This is a genomic window from Microbacterium invictum, assembly GCF_014197265.1.
GTDB classification, from domain to species: domain Bacteria; phylum Actinomycetota; class Actinomycetes; order Actinomycetales; family Microbacteriaceae; genus Microbacterium; species Microbacterium invictum.
The window spans coordinates 2,268,471-2,285,427 of sequence record NZ_JACIFH010000001.1 but is presented as its reverse complement, the minus strand read 5'-3'; the positions used below and the strand labels follow the sequence as shown (position 1 = coordinate 2,285,427).

The window sequence follows — 16,957 nt, the reverse complement described above, 5'->3', positions numbered from 1 at the left end:
ACACACTCAGATGGTCTTCGGCGCGTGACCCTCACCCTGCGTCGCGGTCTGCGCACCCTCGGCCGGGAACCGGTCGAACGCCTCGCTGACCAGACGCTCGGCCTCGGCCGCGTCGCCCCACTGGTCGACCTTGACCCACTTGCCGGGCTCGAGATCCTTGTAGTGCTCGAAGAAGTGGCCGATCTCGCCCTTGGTCCACTCGTCGATGTCGTCGACGTCCTGGATGTGGGCCCAGCGCGGGTCCTTCGCCAGCACCGCGACGACCTTGTCGTCGCCCCCGGCCTCGTCGCTCATCTTCAGCACGCCGACGGGGCGCACCTTGGCCATGATGCCCGGGTACAGGTCGCGGTCGAGCAGCAGCAGGACATCGAGCGGGTCGCCGTCCTCGCCCAGCGTGTCTTCGAAGAAGCCGTAGTTGGCGGGGTAGCCCATGGGTGTGAACAGCACGCGGTCGAGGAACACGCGGCCGGTGCCGTGGTCTACCTCGTACTTGACGCGGCTGCCGCGCGGGATCTCGATGACGGCGTCGTAGGCGCCCATAGGGGTTCTCCTTCGTGTGTGGAATGCCGCGGACAAGCCTAGTCGGGGGGTCGCCCGTCCAGAACTCCGCCTGAGATCGTGTGGGAGACCGGCAGGCAGCCTGTCCGGGCGATTCCGGCGGAGTCGTGCACGCGATGCAGTCGGTACGGTAGGCGGATGGAGCACCGGCCCGGCCTCGACCCTGCGGTCGCCGACATCCGCCGCGCGGTGCGCGCCGCGCTGGCAGGCGTCACGGGCACCGTGATCGTGGGACTCTCCGGCGGTGCCGACTCGCTCGCGCTCACCGCGGCCGTGGCGTTCGAGGCGCCCAAGGCCGGCATCGCGGCCACGGCCGTCGTGGTCGACCACGGACTGCAGGGCGGCTCGGCAGACGTCGCCGCCCGCGCCGCACAGCAGGCGAACGCGCTCGGCCTGCAGGCCCGGGTGGTCCGCGTGGACGTGGGTGACGACGGCGGTCCCGAAGCCGCGGCCCGCACCGCGCGCCGGGCCGCGTTGCACCAGGCGGCGAGGGATGCCGGTGCCTCCGCGATCCTGCTCGCCCACACTCTCGACGACCAGGCCGAGACCGTGCTGCTGGGTCTCGCCCGCGGGGCCGGCGCGACGAGCCTGGCCGGCATGGCCCCGGCCCGCGAAGAGGACGGCGTGGTGTGGCTGCGGCCGCTGCTGAGCGTGCGCCGCGACACGACCCAGGCGGCGTGCACCGCCGAAGGCCTCGGGTCCTGGCAGGATCCGCACAACGCCGATCGCCGCTTCACCCGCGTTCGGGTGCGGGCCGACGTGCTGCCGGTGCTCGAGCGCGAACTCGGACCGGGCGTCGCCGAAGCGCTCGCGCGCACCGCCGACCAGCTGCGTGAGGACGCCGATGCCTTCGCCGCGATGATCGACGAGACCATCGAAGACATCGTCGAGCACGTCGAGGCCGGCATCGCCGTGTCGGTGCCCGCGCTCGCTGCGAACCCGCCGGCGCTGCGGCACCGGATCATCCGGCACGTGGTCGCCAGTGAATTCGGCGAGAGCCTCACCCGCGCTCAGACGCTCGAGGTCGCACGCCTGGTCACCGACTGGTCGGGCCAGGGCCCGATCGACCTGCCCGCGTGCCGCGCACGCCGCGTGGGCCGCCGCATCGAGTTCACGGCATCCTGACCCGCGTCCGTCCGCACCCCGGTCTCGTCGCTGCCTCGGGTGTTCATGCACCCTCGGTGTTTGCCTAGACTCGACCCATGCGTGCGGCCGAAATCGCTGACCAGTTGTCGAATGTCCTCGTCACCGAGGAGCAGATCGCCGAGCGGCTCGAGGAGCTCGCCGCCGAGGTGGTGACCGACTACGAGGGCAAAGACCTGCTGCTGGTCGGCGTGCTGAAGGGGGCGGTCATGGTGATGGCCGACTTCGCGCGCAAGCTCCCGCGCGACATCACGATGGACTGGATGGCCGTCTCGTCGTACGGGGCGGGCACGAAATCCAGCGGCGTCGTGCAGATCCGCAAGGACCTCGACACCGACCTGACCGGCAAGCACGTGCTGATCGTCGAGGACATCATCGATTCCGGCCTGACCCTGAGCTGGCTGCTCGAGAACTTCGCCTCGCGCGGCGCGGCCTCGATCGAGGTGCTGGCGCTGCTGCGCAAGCCCGACGCCGCGAAGGTCGAGATCGACTGCCGATACGTCGGATTCGACATCCCCAACGACTTCGTCGTCGGATACGGGCTCGACTTCGACGAGCGGTTCCGCAACCTGCGCGACGTCGCCGTGCTCGCCCCGCACGTCTACTCCTGAGGCGATCGGCGCCGCGTACGCCGTGGGCGAATGCTCAGGCGGTGCATAACGGTGCACGGTAGCCTGATCGGACCATGAATCTGAAGAAGCTGTCCCGCAACCCGTTCATGTACGTGTTGCTCATCGGCGTGCTCCTGCTCATCGGCATGACACTGATCAGCGGTCTGACCGGCGCCAAGCAGATCACGACGCAGCAGGGACTCGAGCTGCTCGACGGCGACACCGTCTCCGAGGTCGTCATGACCGACGGCGACCAGCGCGTGGACATGACCCTCTCGAAGGAGTTCGAGGGATCGACGCAGGTGCAGTTCTACTACGTCGAGCCCCGCGCCGCCGAGGTCGTCGCGGCCATCGACAGCGCCGCGCCCGCGGACGGCTTCAACGACGTGGTGCCCCGGGCGACCTTCTGGGACAGCATGCTCTCGCTGATGATCCCGATCCTCCTGCTGGGTCTGCTCTTCTGGTGGCTGCTGTCCAGCGCCCAGGGCGGCGGCAGCAAGGTCATGCAGTTCGGCAAGTCGAAGGCGAAGCTCGTCACGAAGGAGACGCCGACGGTCACCTTCGCCGACGTCGCCGGCGCCGACGAGGCGATCGAAGAGATGCAGGAGATCAAGGACTTCCTGAAGGACTCCGCGCGGTTCGCCGCCGTCGGCGCCCGCATCCCGAAGGGCGTGCTGCTGTACGGCCCTCCCGGAACCGGCAAGACCCTCCTCGCCCGCGCCGTGGCCGGTGAGGCCGGCGTGCCGTTCTACTCGATCTCGGGTTCGGACTTCGTCGAGATGTTCGTCGGCGTCGGCGCCAGCCGCGTGCGCGACCTGTTCAGCCAGGCCAAGGAGAACGCCCCCGCCATCATCTTCATCGACGAGATCGACGCCGTCGGCCGCCACCGCGGCGCCGGCATGGGCGGCGGCCACGACGAGCGCGAGCAGACGCTCAACCAGATGCTCGTCGAGATGGACGGCTTCGACCCCAAGGCGAACGTCATCGTCATCGCGGCGACCAACCGCCCCGACATCCTCGACCCGGCGCTGCTGCGCCCGGGCCGCTTCGACCGTCAGATCGGCGTCGACGCCCCCGACCACAAGGGTCGCCAGCGCATCCTCGAAGTGCACGGCCGCGGCAAGCCGCTGTCGCCGGGCGTCGACCTGTCCGTCATCGCCCGCAAGACCCCGGGCTTCACCGGCGCCGACCTCGCGAACGTCCTCAACGAGGCCGCGCTGCTGACCGCGCGCTCCAATGCGCAGCTCATCGACATGCGGGCCCTCGACGAGGCGATCGACCGCGTCATCGCCGGCCCGCAGCGCCGCACCCGCGTCATGCGCGACAAGGAGAAGCTCATCACCGCGTACCACGAGGGCGGCCACGCCCTGGCGGCCGCGGCGATGAACAACACCGACCCGGTCACGAAGGTCACCATCCTGCCGCGCGGCAAGGCGCTGGGCTACACGATGGTGCTGCCGCTCGATGACAAGTACTCAGTCACCCGCAACGAGCTGCAGGACCAGCTCACCTACGCCATGGGCGGACGCGTCGCCGAGGAGATCGTCTTCCACGACCCGACCACCGGGGCCGCGAACGACATCGAGAAGGCCACCGGCATCGCCCGCAAGATGGTCACCGAGTACGGTATGACCACCGACGTCGGCCCGATCAAGCTGGGCTCCTCGTCGGGCGAGGTCTTCATGGGCCGCGACATGGGCCACGGCCGCGACTTCAGCGAGCGTATCGCCGAGCGGGTCGACGAGCAGGTCCGCGACCTCATCGAGCAGGCGCACAACGAGGCCTACGAGGTCATCAACGCCAATCGCGACATCCTCGACAAGCTGGCCCTCGAGCTGCTCGAGAAGGAGACGCTCGACCACAACGAGCTCGCCGAGATCTTCACCGACATCAAGCGCCTGCCCCCGCGCCCGCAGTGGCTGTCCAGCCAGGAGCGCCCGGTCTCGACGCTGCCGCCGGTGGAGGTCCCGCGCCGCCAGGGTGAAGCGGGGCTGGCCGCCTCGACCGAGGCTGAGGCCGAGCCGGCCGCCGACAAGGCTCCGGCGCGCCGCCCGAGCGGGCAGGCGCGACCGGCGACCGCGTAGGCTCGTGACGTGCCCGTCGACCGTGATCGCGTCGCCGCGGCGGTGCGTGAACTCCTCGAGGCGATCGGGGAGGACCCTGCCCGTCCCGGCCTGAAGCAGACCCCGCAGCGCGTCGCCGATGCGTACGCGGAGTTCTTCGCCGGGGTGGGGGTGGATGCCGCGGAGCCGCTGCAGCACACCATCTCGGTCTCGCGGGGTCCGGCCCCCGACACGCTGCCCTCCGGGGCGGTCATGCTGCGCGACATCCGGTTCCGCTCGATGTGCGAGCATCACCTGCTGCCGTTCGCCGGCCACGCCCACATCGCGTATCTTCCCGGCGAACAGGTCGTCGGCCTCGGCGCGCTGCCTCGCGTGGTCGACGTGCTGGCTGCCCGCCCTCAGGTGCAGGAGCGGCTGGGCGAGCAGATCGCCGACTCGATCGCCGGCGCCCTCGACACCCGGGGCGTGCTGATCGTGCTCGACGCCGTCCACGAATGCGTGACGATGCGCGGCGGCCGCCAGCCCGACGCGTCGACGGTCACGATCGCCGCGCGAGGGGTGTTCACCGACCCGGTCGCCCGCACCGAGATCATCGCCCTCCTCACCGGGGGAGCGGCGTGACGACACTCGTGATGGGCATCGTCAACGCGACACCCGACTCGTTCAGCGACGGCGGACGCTACCTCGCCACCGCTGATGCCGTCGCGCACGGCCGCGCCCTGACCGCGGCCGGGGCGGACATCCTCGACATCGGCGGAGAATCCACCCGCCCCGGCTCGCAGCGCGTCTCGGCGCGGGTGGAGCAGGAGCGCGTGCTGCCGGTCATCGAGGCGCTCGCCGCCGAGGGGGCCGTGATCAGCGTCGACACCCTGAACGCGTCGACGGCCGCCGCCGCGATCGCCGCCGGCGCCCTCATCGTCAACGACGTCTCGGGCGGCGCGGCCGACCCCGAGATCCTGGACGCGGTCGCCGACACCGAGGCGCACTACGCGATCGGCCACTGGCGCGGACCGTCCTCCGACATGTACGCGCGAGCCCAGTACGACGACGTCGTCGACGAAGTCATCGCCGAACTCGGCGGACGCCACCACGAGGCGCTCGCCGCCGGCATCCCGCCCGACCGCCTCATCCTCGACCCGGGGCTGGGGTTCGGCAAGCGCGGCCCGCAGAACTGGGCGGTGCTCCGCGGCCTCGAGCGCATCGTCGCGATGGGCCCACGGGTGCTCGTCGGCACGAGCCGCAAGGGGTTTCTCGCCGAGGCGCTCGCCGAGATCGACGGCGAGGCCACCGAGCCGCGCCGCGATCTGGCCACCGCCGTCACGAGCGTCCGCGCCGCGCAGGCCGGGGCGTGGGCCGTGCGCGTCCACGACGTCACCGCGACCCGCGACGCCCTGCACATCTCCCGGCTGCAGACCGGGGGGCCACGATGACCGACGAGATCGCGATCACCGGCATCCGCGCCACGGGCTTCCACGGCGTGTACGAGCACGAGCGGCGTGACGGGCAGGAGTTCGTCGCCGACGTCGTCCTCGGGCTGTCGCTGCGGGCCGCGGCATCCACCGACGACGTCACCGACACGGTGCACTACGGCGAGGTCGCCGAGGATGTGGCCGCAGTGCTCACCGGCGAACCGGTCAACCTCATCGAGACCCTCGCGCAGCGCATCGCCGACATCGTGCTGACGCGCCCGCTCGTGGAGCGCGTGACCGTGACGATCCACAAGCCGCGTGCGCCCATCGTGGTGCCGTTCGACGATGTGACCGTCACGATCACGCGGAGCCGCGCATGAACCGCCGCCTGGCCGAAGGGCTCACACCTGAAGAACCGCATGCCGCGACGTCGCCGAGCGTCGCGGTGATCGCACTGGGCGCGAACCTCGGCGACCGCACGGCGACGATGGCCGCTGCGCTCGCCGAACTCGACCGGATGCCCCTCAGCCGGGTGACCGCGGCGGCCGATCCGATCGAGTCGGTGGCGGTGACCCTGTCGGGTCCGGATGCCACGGCCCCGGCCTACCTGAACACGGTCGCCCTGGTGGAGACACGCCTCGCGCCGACCGTGCTGCTGGGCTACCTGCATGCGATCGAAGACCGGAACGGTCGCGAGCGCCGGGAGCGATGGGGCGACCGCACGCTCGATCTCGACCTCATCGCCTACGGTGATGTGCGCAGCGACACTGCGGTACTGACCCTGCCGCACCCGCGGGCGGCCGAGCGCGACTTCGTGCTCGAACCGTGGCTACGCATCGAACCGGGCGCGGTGCTGCCCGGCGCCGGTCGCGTCGCAGACCTGCTCGAGCGGGTCAGGGCGGAGGGCGCTTCGTGAAGCGCACCGGTGCGGGGGCCCTCGCGATCGCGGCACTCGTGGGCCTGGTGGCCGGGTTCCTCATCGACCAGCTGCTAACCGCGGGCGGCCGGCCCACCTTCACCCCATCGGTGTTGCTGGCGATCCTGCTGGCACTGCTCGCCATGGTGCTGGTCATCCTCGCGCTGCCGATCCGCCGGGCCACGCGCACGCCGGGGGCGCCGCCGGTCAACCCGTTCCAGGCCGTGCGCATCGCGATGCTGGCGAAGGCATCGAGCCTCGTCGGGGCGCTCGTTGCCGGCTTCGGAGCCGGGCTCGTGCTGTTCCTTCTCACACGACCGGTGCCGCCCTCGTTAGGCTCGTTGAGCGCGGTCATCGCGGCAGGCGTGGGCGGACTCGTCCTCGTCGTCGGCAGTCTGGTCGCCGAGCACATGTGCACCACCCGGAAGGACGATGATGACGAACAGCCCGGACCCGACGAGCCCGGCTTCGGACTCACCCATCGCGACTGACGCCGCCTTCGACGCCGGCACGTACACGAAGATCATCGAGCCGCGCAGTCAGAACCGGCTGCCGCTCGGCGACGGGACGTGGTACCAGGTGTCGAAGAAGTACATCGTGGTGCAGTTCATCTCCAACGCGGCCGTGCTGGTCATCGTCGCCGCTGTCGCCCTCGGGCTGTACCTGTTCGCCGACCAGACGTGGGTGTGGATCCCCGCCGCCGTCGTCGCGGCGATCACCGTCGTCATCATGATCGTGCTGCCGCGGCAGGCGCGCTCGATCGGCTACCAGCTGCGTCAAGACGACCTCGTCTTCCGCCGCGGCATCCTGTGGCAGCGCATGGTCGCCGTCCCCTACGGCCGCATGCAGCTCGTCGACATCACCCATGGTCCGCTCGACCGCGGATTCGGAATCGCGCAGCTCAAGCTCGTGACCGCCGCCGCGTCGACGGGGGTGACGATCCCGGGGCTCACGCAGGCCGCCGCCGAGCAGCTGCGCGACACGCTGATCGATGTCGCCGAGACCCGGCGGACCGGCCTGTGACCTTCCCCGCGCCGTCCCCGTCGCCCGCACCGCCGCCGTCGAGCGTCCGATCGCCGCTCAGCGACGGCGAGTGGCACCGCATGCACCCGCTGTCGCCGCTGCTCAAGGGCGGGCTGTTCCTCGTCGTGGTCATCGGCATCGTAGTCGCGAATCTGCGCGACCGGCTGATCGCACTGTTTGTGCCGACCGGCATCGACGTCGACTACGAGGGCGATCCGATCGACTTCATCCTCGACAACAACCTCATCCTGGTCGCAGCCCTCGTCGTGCTGGGCGTGCTGCTGATCCTGCTGGCGCTGTTCTGGCTGTCGTGGCGGTTCCACACGTTCCGCATCACCGACGACGACGTCGAGGTGCGCAGCGGGGTCATCTTCCGTACGCACCGTCGTGCGCCGCTCGACCGCGTGCAGGGCGTGAACCTGACCCGCCCGATGGTCGCGCGGCTCTTCGGGCTGGGCAAGCTCGAGGTGGTCGGGGCGGGGCTCGACGCCAACGTCAAGCTCGAGTACCTGTCGACCGTGAACGCCGAGACGATCCGCGGTGACATCCTCCGGCTCGCCTCGGGCCGGCAGCTCGGGGAGGCGGCGGCCCGTGCCGAGAAGGCCGGAGTGCCGCTGACGCACGCCGCTGCCGCCACGGTGGCCGCCGGGCTCACCGGGCTGATCGAAGGAGCGGAGGAGCCGGTCGAGGAACCGGCATCCGTCGTCCACATCCCACCCGGGAGGGTGGTCGCCGCGCACCTGATCTCGGGCAGCACGATCTGGCTCCTGCTGCTGATCGCGGCCGTCATCGTCGGGTCGGTGCTGGGCACGCCGTGGGTCCTGTTCACGATCATCCCCACGCTGATCGGCTTCGGCGCGTACTGGTTCCGGCAGATAACCCGGTCGCTGCGGTACTCGATCGCCCCGGCCCGCGGCGGCGTGCGGATCACGTTCGGCCTGTTCACGACGATCACCGAGACGCTGCCGCCCGGGCGTATCCACGCGTTCGAGATCGCACAGCCCATCCTGTGGCGCAGGTTCGGCTGGTGGCGCATCCGCGTCAACCGGCTCAGCGGCCGGTCGGCGACCGATTCGGCCACGCAGCAGTTCGCCGATGTGCTGCCGGCCGGCACACGGGAGGACGTCGAGCGCGTGATGCGGCTGTTCCTGCCCGGCGTGCCCGACGAGCTCTGGGCCGAGCTCTCGGTGCACGGGCTGCTCGGGCCTGCCGCGGACGACCCGTACACGACGACGCCCCGCCGGGCGCGGTGGCTGCGGCCGTTCTCGTGGAAGCGCAACGGCTTCCTGCTGACCCCCGGCGCTCTGCTGCTGCGCCACGGCGTGTTCCGCCGGGCGCTCGTCATGCTGCCGCTCGCGCGCCTGCAGTCGGTCCGGATCGGCCAGGGGCCGGTCGACCGGCGGAACCGCGTCGCGAACATCACCGGACACACCGTGCTCGGCCAGGTGTCGGGCACTCTCGGGATCATCGACCGCGACGATGCGATGCGGGCCTGGGAATCGACCGCGGCCGGGGTGATCGTGGCCTCGGCCGATGACCGGTCGCACCGGTGGGAATCCCGGAATGTGGATGCCGGTGACGCGGTGATCGCGGGTGCCGACGGTGCCGACGGTGCCGACGGTGCAGGCGAGGGCATCGCCGATGCCGAGACCGGAGTCGCCGATGCCGCTGCGGCCGGTCTGGCCGTCGAGCCGCAGGCGCATGCGGTGGTCGATCCGCAGGAGCACCGGGCCGGCCGGTCGGGGAGCCCGGGAGACGTGCCGGTGGAGCTCCGGGTCGACGGCCCGGAGGAGCCCGCGGGCGGAGTGCAGCGATGAGTCGCGCCGGACGCCTCGGCGTCGGCGTGATCGGCGCCGGCCGGGTCGGGCCGGTGATCGCCGCCGCGCTCGCCGGTGCAGGACACGCGCTCACCGGGATCACGGGCGGCTCCGACCCCGACCGGGTCGAGGCCGTGCTCCCCGGCATCCCGACCCTGACGGCTGACGAAGTCGTGCGTCGCAGTGAGCTGGTGGTGCTGGCGGTGCCGCACGACGAGCTGCCCGGCCTCGTGGCCGGCCTCGCGGAGCTCGGCGCATGGCAGGTGGGCCAGCTGGTGATGCACGTCGATCCTGCCTACGGCATCGACGTGCTCGCGCCGGCGGCCACCCGGGGGGCGATCCCGCTGGCGGTGCACCCGGCGATCACCTTCACCGGGACCTCGATCGACGTGCGGCAGCTGCACGGCGCATACGCCGCGGTCACGGCGCCCGCCGCGGTGCAGCCGATCGCGCAGGCGCTCGCGGTCGAGCTCGGGTGCGAGCCGATCGTGATCGCCGAGGCCGACCGTGCCGCCTACGCCGAGGCCATCACGACGGCGACCGAGTTCTCGGCCTCGATCGTCCGTCAATCATCGGCGCTGCTCGCCCAGGCCGGCATCGAGGAGCCCGGCCGCTACCTCTCGGCCCTGATCCACTCGACCGTCGATCGCGCCCTCACGGCGCCCGACGGGTGAGATATCCGCTCGACGTAGACTGAGGGGTCGAAATCCTAGGAGCAGCATGACCGACACGACGCCCGCGCCCGCGCCCGCCACCGCCGAAGACGACGTCTTCGAGCAGAAGGCCGTCCGCCTGGCCAAGCGGGAGCGGCTGCTTGCCGAGCGGGTGGATGCCGCGGGCGGCGCCTACCCGGTCCATGTGCCGGTCACCGACACGATCCCTGCGCTGCGTGAGCGCTACGCCGACCTCGAGGCCGGCGCCGAGACCGGCGTGACCGCGTCGGTCGCCGGCCGAATCGTGTTCAGCCGCAACACCGGCAAGCTCTGCTTCGCCTCGCTGCAGGCCGGCGACGGCAGTCGCATCCAGGCCATGGTCTCGCTCGCCGAAGTCGGCGAGGAGTCGCTGCAGGCCTGGAAAGAACTCGTCGACCTCGGCGACCACGTCTCTGTCACCGGACAGGTCATCTCGAGCCGCCGCGGCGAGCTGTCGATCATGGCCACCGACTGGACCATCGCCGCCAAGGCACTCCTGCCGCTGCCGAACATGTACACCGAGCTGAGCGAAGAGGGCCGCGTCCGCTCGCGTTACCTCGACCTGATCGTGCGCGAACAGGCCCGCACGACGATGCTCGCCCGCGCGAAGGTCAACGCGAGCCTGCGGGAGACGTTCACCGCCCACCGGTTCGTCGAGGTGGAGACCCCGATGCTGCAGGTGCAGCCCGGCGGCGCCGCCGCCCGCCCGTTCGTCACCCGCTCGAATGCGTTCGACGCCGACCTGTACCTGCGCATCGCCCCCGAGCTGTATCTCAAGCGCGCCGTCGTCGGCGGCATCGACCGGGTCTTCGAGATCAACCGCAACTTCCGCAATGAGGGTGCCGACTCGACCCACAGCCCCGAATTCGCGATGCTCGAGGCCTACCAGGCGTACTCGGACTACAACGGCATCGCCGACCTCACTCAGGAGCTCGTGCAGAACGCCGCCGTCGCGGTCACCGGCACCACTGAAGTCACCTGGGCCGACGGCACGGTCTACGACCTCGGCGGGCAGTGGGACCGCATCTCGATGTACGAATCACTGTCGGATGCCGCCGGTCGCGCCATCACGCCCGAGACGTCGTTCGAGGAGCTTACGGCGCTCGCTGCAGCCGAAGGCGTCGGGGTGCCCGAGAAAATCGCCACGCACGGCAAGCTCGTCGAAGAGCTCTGGGAGCATTTCGTCAAGGGCAACCTGGAGCGTCCCACGTTCGTGATGGACTTCCCCCTCGACACCAGCCCGCTCGTCCGCGAGCACCGGACCATCCCGGGTGTCGTCGAGAAGTGGGACCTCTACATCCGCGGTTTCGAACTGGCCACCGGGTACTCCGAGCTGGTCGACCCGGTCATCCAGCGCGAGCGCTTCGCCGAGCAGGCGGCCCTCGCCGATCGCGGCGATGACGAGGCCATGCGACTGGACGAGGAGTTCCTGCGTGCCCTCGAGCACGGGATGCCTCCGACCGGCGGCATGGGCATGGGCATCGACCGGCTGATGATGGCGATCACCGGGCTCGGCATCCGCGAGACGATCCTCTTCCCTCTGGTCAAGTAGCCGGAGCGCCGGGCCGGTTCACCGGCCACGGAACGCCCAGTCCGGCAGGTGCCCGGCCGTCACGAACGATCGGACGATTGCGGCAAGTCCGTGCTCGTCGTCGATCTCGTGTGCCATCGCGGCGTACCGGTCGGCGTGCGTGGAACGGCCGAGGGCCCACGACACCCACGCGCACGCGGCGAGTGCTCCCGCCCGCTGCTCGACCGGTGAGGCGGTGGCTACACGCCGGCACAGCTCCAGCGCCCGTTCGAGCCGCGCCGGATCGGGTCGCGGCCCCTCACCCCACAGCACCGACGCCAAATCGGACGGGTAGTCGGCGCCGACGTCCTCCCACCGGCGCTGCGCCTCGAGGGCATCCTCGCCGCGAACGACATCGCCGCTCCACTGCACCAGAGCGACGTCCCGCAGCGCGGGTCGTGCCAGGCACCACGCCAGCAGGGCCACATCGAGAGGGCGCAGCCAGCCGGCATCCCACCCCAGCGCACGCTCGTACAGACGCGGCAGATCGTCCAGCTCGCAGGCCGCCGCGAGTGCCTGCGGATCGATCCGCCGGTCGCGCTTGTCCGGTTCATCCGCAGCGGCTTGGTCGTCCCCGTCGTATCCCTCGGCATCGTCGGTTGCGGGCACGCCGCAGATCAGTTCGAGCGAGGCGCGCAGCGACCGCAGTGCGGTGGACACCGCCTCTCGCAGGGCGGCGGAGGACGGCGGCAGCTCCGCGCCCGAAGCCTGATCGCCCCGCACCGGCGGAGCGGTCGTGGTGAGAAGCTCGTCGAGCGGCCGGACCTGCGGGCCCGAACCGAGATCGGAAGACCCCGCATCGAGGTGCGAGCCCCAGCCGTCGGCGCCGACGGTCAGCGCATCCACGACTCGAATGCCACTCGCTTCGGCGCAGCGGCTCAGCGCCTCGACCAGGGCCGCGTGGGGCAATGCGCCGCCATCCGTGGAGACACCGGCATCCGTATACACGATGACGACGAACGCGTCGACGGCGGCGATCCGGCACATCATGCCGACGATCGTCGAGGCGACGGGATCGACCGTGCCCGGATCATCGCCCGGTGGCAGGTCGACGCGCATCGCGCCGGCGCTGCGGCCGTCGGCCATCGGCACCAGCACGATGCTGCGGGACGGCGTGTAGCCGAGCAGGCGGGGGACCAGGGACAGGAACTGCGCCGCGTCGGCGACGGTGACGATTGTTGACATGAGTCGAGCGTGCTCGCTCGGCAACCCCCGCAGCGCGGCCAAAGCCCCGGATGTGGCGAACGCCTCGCGACCCGCGGGAACAGCCTGCCTGGGGAGGAGGCTGTGAGTCCTCGAAACACCCTCGGACTGTGGAGAACTCCGCGTGGTCCGACCATCCGCGGCGCCTGGGGAGGAGGCGTGCCACGTACGATGGACACATGGATGAGTACTGGGTCGCCGTCGTCTGGTCGCTGCTGCCGACCGTCGTGGTCCTGGGGCTGTTCATCTTCGTCCTGCGCGGCATCCTGCGGATGGATCGCACCGAGCGTCGCGTGTACTCGAAGATCGAGGCCGAGGAGCGCGCGAAGCGCGGAATGGCCCCCGCCGGAGGCTCCCAGAACGCGGACTGACCTCGGCGCTCGCTACGCTGGGCAAAACCGCACAGCGAGGAGGGCCCGTGCTCAGCATCACCGTCGATCTGACGTGGACCTGGTGGGCGGTCGTCGTGCTCATCTTCGATCTCACGATCCGCGTCCTGTCGGTGATCATCATCCCGCGCAACCGGCGCCCCACCGCGGCGATGGCGTGGCTCCTCGCGATCTACTTCATTCCGATCATCGGCATCCTGCTGTTCCTGCTCATCGGAAACCCGCGCCTGCCGCGCAAGCGCCGCAAGAAACAGGAGCGCATCAACGCGTACATCCGCGACTCGGACGCCAACCTCGACTTCGGATCGCTGCGCCCGAACGCGCCGTCATGGTTCACCGCCGCAGTCATCCTCAACCGCAACCTCGGCGCCCTCCCGCTGTCGGGCGACAACGGTGCACAGCTGATCCCGGGGTACGAAGACAGCATCGCCGCGATGACCGAGGCGATCCGCGGCGCCGAGCATTACGTGCACGTCGAGTTCTACATCCTGCAGACCGACGCCACCACCGACGACTTCTTCCGGGCGCTCGAAGAGGCCACCGCACGCGGCGTGAGGGTGCGAGTCCTGCTGGATCACTGGGCCAACCGGGGCAAGCCGTTCTACAAGCAGACCGTGCGGAGACTGGATGCCATGGGTGCCCAGTGGCATCTCATGCTGCCGCTCCAGCCGTTCAAGGGCAGATTCCAGCGCCCCGATCTGCGCAACCACCGCAAGCTCCTCGTCGTCGACGGCAAGGTCGCGTTCATGGGATCGCAGAACGTGACCGACTCGACGTACAACCTGCGCAAGAACATCAAGCGGGGGCTGCACTGGGTCGATCTGATGGCCCGCGTGGATGGCCCCGTCGTGGCATCCATCAACGCCGTCTTCCTCTCGGACTGGTACAGCGAGACCGACGAGACGCTCACCGACGAGTTCGACATGTTCGCCGTCTCGCCCGGAACCGGTGACCTGGACTGCCAGATCGTGCCGTCCGGGCCGGGTTTCGAGTTCCAGAACAACCTCAAGCTGTTCATGGCGCTGCTGTTCGCAGCCGAGCGGCGGGTCTGTATCGTGAGCCCCTACTTCGTCCCCGAGGAGGGCCTGCTCACGGCGATCCAGTCCGCGTGCCAGCGCGGGCTCAACGTCGAGCTGTTCGTGTCGGAAGAGGGCGACCAGGCGATGGTCTACCACGCGCAGCGCAGCTACTACGAGGCGCTGCTGCGCGCCGGCGTGCGGATCTGGCTGTACAAGCGCCCGCTCATCCTGCACTCCAAGTCGATGTCGATCGACGAGGAGACCGCCGTCATCGGCTCGAGCAACATGGACATGCGCTCGTTCGGCCTGAACCTCGAGATGTCGATGCTCGTGCGCGGTGGGGAGTTCGTCGACCAGCTGCGGGAGGTCGAAGACAAGTACCGCGCCGACTCGCGTGAACTCACGCTCGAGGAGTGGATGAAGCAGCCCCTCCGCTCCACCGTGCTCGACAACCTCGCCCGGCTCACGTCGGCGCTGCAGTAGGCGATGGGCTTGTGAGACGAATGTGCTCTGACTGACACTCTGAGGGTGGATGCCGCGGCATCCACCCCGTCGGAAAGGAACCCGCCATGACGAGACGCCGCATCGCCCTTGCCAGTGCCGCCCTGGTCGCCTTCGCGCTCGCGCTGACCGGATGCGCGACGAACGCCGCTCCCGCCGGAGTGCTCGCGGGTGAGGTGGATGTGGATGCCGCGTGGCTCGACGGCGGGCGCATGATCGCCCTCGTCACCTGGGGCAGTTCGACCTGCGTGCCGGTCGCGACGGACGTGACCGTCGGCGTCGATGGCGGCCTCGACGTGGCGCTGGAGGACCCCGAGACAGATGCATGCACGGCTGACCTGGCGCTGCGCGTGACACCGGTCGGCGTGCCCGAGAGCATCGACATCGCCCAGGAGCTCGACATCCGTGTGACATACGAAGTCGATGGCTGGGGCGAGACCGACCTCGACGCGTACGACGGCGGCACCGTCGAGCCCTACACGCCGTCGGCGGCGGCCATCGACGACGACGTGATCGCCATCCTGACCTGGGGGTCGTCGTCGTGTGCGCCGGTCGTGGCCTCGGCCGAGTTCGACGGCGAGACCACGCTCGTGGTGTTCGAGACCCCGGCATCCGATCAGGTCTGCACGATGGACATGGCCCCGCGCGTCACTCTGGCCTCGGCGTTCAACGCCGACGAGGCTGCGACCGTGACGCTGTCCGGCGGTTCGGACTTCACCGACCCGGTGACCATCCCGCTCGTCGGTTGATCCGGGCCGCGGCGCGGGTTGAGCAGTCGCTTGTGCACAGTGTCGGCCGCCCGGACTGTGCCGGAGCGACTGCTGAGCGGAGGACGCGAACCGCGGCGCGGGTTGAGCAGTCGCTTGTGCACAGTATCGGCCGCCCGGACTGTGCCGGAGTGACTGCTGAGCGTGCGCTGCGCTCACCGGCTGAGTGGCCCGGGGGAGGTCCCGGGATGACAGCTTCCTCCCCACGCAGGTGAGTGAGTGAACTGTCCACAGAACTGGTCGTCCACGGGTTGATGCGACGCCGAACTCGCCAGGGTGGAGCGATGCAGCGAAATGAGCTCCCGGCATCCCTCGGGGACGTCTTTTCCAGTGCCGAGGCGAAGGATGCCGGTGTCGCACGATCGCGGCTGCGGGCGTCCGATCTCGTCGCAAGCCACCGTGGGCTCCGCGTGCGCGCCGACGCGGCGGCGCCGATCGCGCCCGCCGATCACCGGTATGAACGACTGCGCAAGCGCCTCCTCCACCGCGCACGGACGTACGCACACATCATGCCCAGCCGTCAGTTCTTCATGAACGTCGTCGCCGCGGCGGCATGGGAGCTTCGTGTCCCGCTCGCGCTCCTCGCGGACGCGAGTCGCAGGCTTGACGTCGGCGTTCTGGCTCCGCACCGGCATCCGCGGCGCCGAGGGATCATCGGACATCAGATGCAGTCGCACCTCGTGACGGTGACCGATGTGGGTGGGCTCCGGGTGACTGATGCGGTCTCGACGTGGGCGACGATGGCATCCATTCTCGTGTCGGACATCGAGTTGGTCGCTCTAGGCGATGCTGTGGTGCGCGAGCGCATCTTCCGCACCGACCGCGAGCCGCTCGCAACGATCGCGGAACTGCGCGAGTCAGCTGTCGCACGACGAGCGGGCGTGCGACGGCTGCGCAGCGCCGCGGACCTGGTCCGCACCCGCAGCGCATCGCCCGGTGAGACACGGTGCCGCCTCACCCTCGTCGCCGCCGGGCTGTTCGAGCCCGGGCTGAACGTGTCGGTGTTCGACGGGGCGGGCAATCTCGTCGCCGTGGTCGATCTCGCATACGAAGACCTCAAGATCGCCGTCGAGTACGAGGGCGAGCAGCATCTCACCGACCCTGCCCAGTGGGCAAAGGACATTGCGCGGCACGAGGCGCTCGTCGCGATGGGATGGATCGTGATCCGCGTGACGAAGGCGCAGCTCTACCGCGCACCCGCGACGGTGGTCGCTCGCGTCCGTGCGGCGGTCGCGGCGCGGACGGCCCGGTAACGGACGGCAACGGGTATGGCGCC

18 protein-coding genes are annotated in these 16,957 nt (G+C 70.1%); 16 read left to right on the top strand and 2 right to left on the bottom strand.

The window, feature by feature from the left end:
• Positions 1–6: 6 nt before the first annotated feature.
• Positions 7–540, bottom strand: a complete 534-nt coding sequence (locus BKA10_RS10640; RefSeq protein ID WP_183499871.1) for an inorganic diphosphatase — start codon at positions 538–540, stop codon at positions 7–9.
• Between the two features lie 156 nt (positions 541–696).
• Here BKA10_RS10640 and tilS point away from each other — a divergent pair, with 156 nt between their 5' ends.
• From tilS to lysS, 12 genes are all read left to right on the top strand, one after another.
• Positions 697–1,683, top strand: coding sequence for a tRNA lysidine(34) synthetase TilS (tilS, locus tag BKA10_RS10635; protein WP_183499870.1), 987 nt, complete (start codon positions 697–699; stop codon positions 1,681–1,683).
• 77 nt (positions 1,684–1,760) lie between these two features.
• Positions 1,761–2,312, top strand: a complete 552-nt coding sequence (hpt, locus tag BKA10_RS10630) for a hypoxanthine phosphoribosyltransferase (RefSeq protein WP_183499869.1) — start codon at positions 1,761–1,763, stop codon at positions 2,310–2,312.
• Positions 2,313–2,386: 74 nt separating this feature from the next.
• Positions 2,387–4,396, top strand: a complete 2,010-nt coding sequence (gene ftsH, locus BKA10_RS10625) for an ATP-dependent zinc metalloprotease FtsH (protein ID WP_183499868.1) — start codon at positions 2,387–2,389, stop codon at positions 4,394–4,396.
• A 9-nt stretch (positions 4,397–4,405) separates the two neighbouring features.
• Complete coding sequence (gene folE / locus BKA10_RS10620; RefSeq protein WP_183499867.1) at positions 4,406–4,996, top strand: GTP cyclohydrolase I FolE; 591 nt, start codon at positions 4,406–4,408, stop codon at positions 4,994–4,996.
• An 11-nt stretch (positions 4,997–5,007) separates the two neighbouring features.
• Positions 5,008–5,805: a dihydropteroate synthase gene (folP, locus tag BKA10_RS10615; RefSeq protein ID WP_183501160.1), complete on the top strand. Its 798-nt coding sequence runs from the start codon at positions 5,008–5,010 to the stop codon at positions 5,803–5,805.
• Positions 5,802–6,164 (top strand): dihydroneopterin aldolase, encoded by a 363-nt coding sequence (gene folB / locus BKA10_RS10610; RefSeq protein WP_183499866.1) that lies wholly within the window; start codon positions 5,802–5,804, stop codon positions 6,162–6,164. The genes folP and folB overlap by 4 nt, the downstream gene beginning before the upstream one ends.
• On the top strand, positions 6,161–6,700 hold the full coding sequence (gene folK / locus BKA10_RS10605; protein ID WP_183499865.1) for a 2-amino-4-hydroxy-6-hydroxymethyldihydropteridine diphosphokinase: 540 nt from the start codon (positions 6,161–6,163) through the stop codon (positions 6,698–6,700). The genes folB and folK overlap by 4 nt, the downstream gene beginning before the upstream one ends.
• Positions 6,697–7,191 carry a DUF3180 family protein gene (locus BKA10_RS10600; RefSeq protein ID WP_183499864.1) on the top strand — a complete coding sequence of 165 codons (495 nt, stop codon included), beginning with the start codon at positions 6,697–6,699 and terminating at the stop codon, positions 7,189–7,191. Before folK ends, BKA10_RS10600 begins: the two co-directional genes overlap by 4 nt.
• Positions 7,136–7,723, top strand: coding sequence for a PH domain-containing protein (locus BKA10_RS10595; RefSeq protein ID WP_183499863.1), 588 nt, complete (start codon positions 7,136–7,138; stop codon positions 7,721–7,723). Before BKA10_RS10600 ends, BKA10_RS10595 begins: the two co-directional genes overlap by 56 nt.
• The gene (locus BKA10_RS10590; RefSeq protein WP_308221582.1) at positions 7,720–9,540 is read left to right on the top strand and encodes a PH domain-containing protein; all 1,821 of its coding nucleotides are present in this window, start codon (positions 7,720–7,722) and stop codon (positions 9,538–9,540) included. The genes BKA10_RS10595 and BKA10_RS10590 overlap by 4 nt, the downstream gene beginning before the upstream one ends.
• The gene (locus tag BKA10_RS10585; protein WP_183499862.1) at positions 9,537–10,214 is read left to right on the top strand and encodes a DUF2520 domain-containing protein; all 678 of its coding nucleotides are present in this window, start codon (positions 9,537–9,539) and stop codon (positions 10,212–10,214) included. Before BKA10_RS10590 ends, BKA10_RS10585 begins: the two co-directional genes overlap by 4 nt.
• Positions 10,215–10,260: 46 nt before the next feature.
• Entirely contained in the window at positions 10,261–11,784 is a 1,524-nt protein-coding gene (lysS, locus tag BKA10_RS10580) for a lysine--tRNA ligase (RefSeq protein ID WP_183499861.1), read from the top strand.
• 18 nt (positions 11,785–11,802) lie between these two features.
• Here the strand turns inward: lysS and BKA10_RS10575 are convergent, their stop codons facing one another.
• On the bottom strand, positions 11,803–12,987 hold the full coding sequence (locus tag BKA10_RS10575) for a DUF4192 family protein (protein ID WP_183499860.1): 1,185 nt from the start codon (positions 12,985–12,987) through the stop codon (positions 11,803–11,805).
• Between the two features lie 197 nt (positions 12,988–13,184).
• On the opposite strand from BKA10_RS10575, the gene BKA10_RS10570 reads away from it, so the two are divergent.
• The 4 genes from BKA10_RS10570 to BKA10_RS10555 all read left to right on the top strand — a co-directional run bounded on the left by BKA10_RS10570 (position 13,185) and on the right by BKA10_RS10555 (position 16,934).
• Positions 13,185–13,376, top strand: a complete 192-nt coding sequence (locus BKA10_RS10570; protein ID WP_183499859.1) for a hypothetical protein — start codon at positions 13,185–13,187, stop codon at positions 13,374–13,376.
• A 47-nt stretch (positions 13,377–13,423) separates the two neighbouring features.
• Positions 13,424–14,896 carry a cardiolipin synthase gene (gene cls / locus BKA10_RS10565; RefSeq protein ID WP_183499858.1) on the top strand — a complete coding sequence of 491 codons (1,473 nt, stop codon included), beginning with the start codon at positions 13,424–13,426 and terminating at the stop codon, positions 14,894–14,896.
• Between the two features lie 86 nt (positions 14,897–14,982).
• Positions 14,983–15,663: a hypothetical protein gene (locus BKA10_RS10560; protein WP_183499857.1), complete on the top strand. Its 681-nt coding sequence runs from the start codon at positions 14,983–14,985 to the stop codon at positions 15,661–15,663.
• A 302-nt stretch (positions 15,664–15,965) separates the two neighbouring features.
• Complete coding sequence (locus BKA10_RS10555) at positions 15,966–16,934, top strand: DUF559 domain-containing protein (protein ID WP_183499856.1); 969 nt, start codon at positions 15,966–15,968, stop codon at positions 16,932–16,934.
• Positions 16,935–16,957 lie beyond the last annotated feature (23 nt).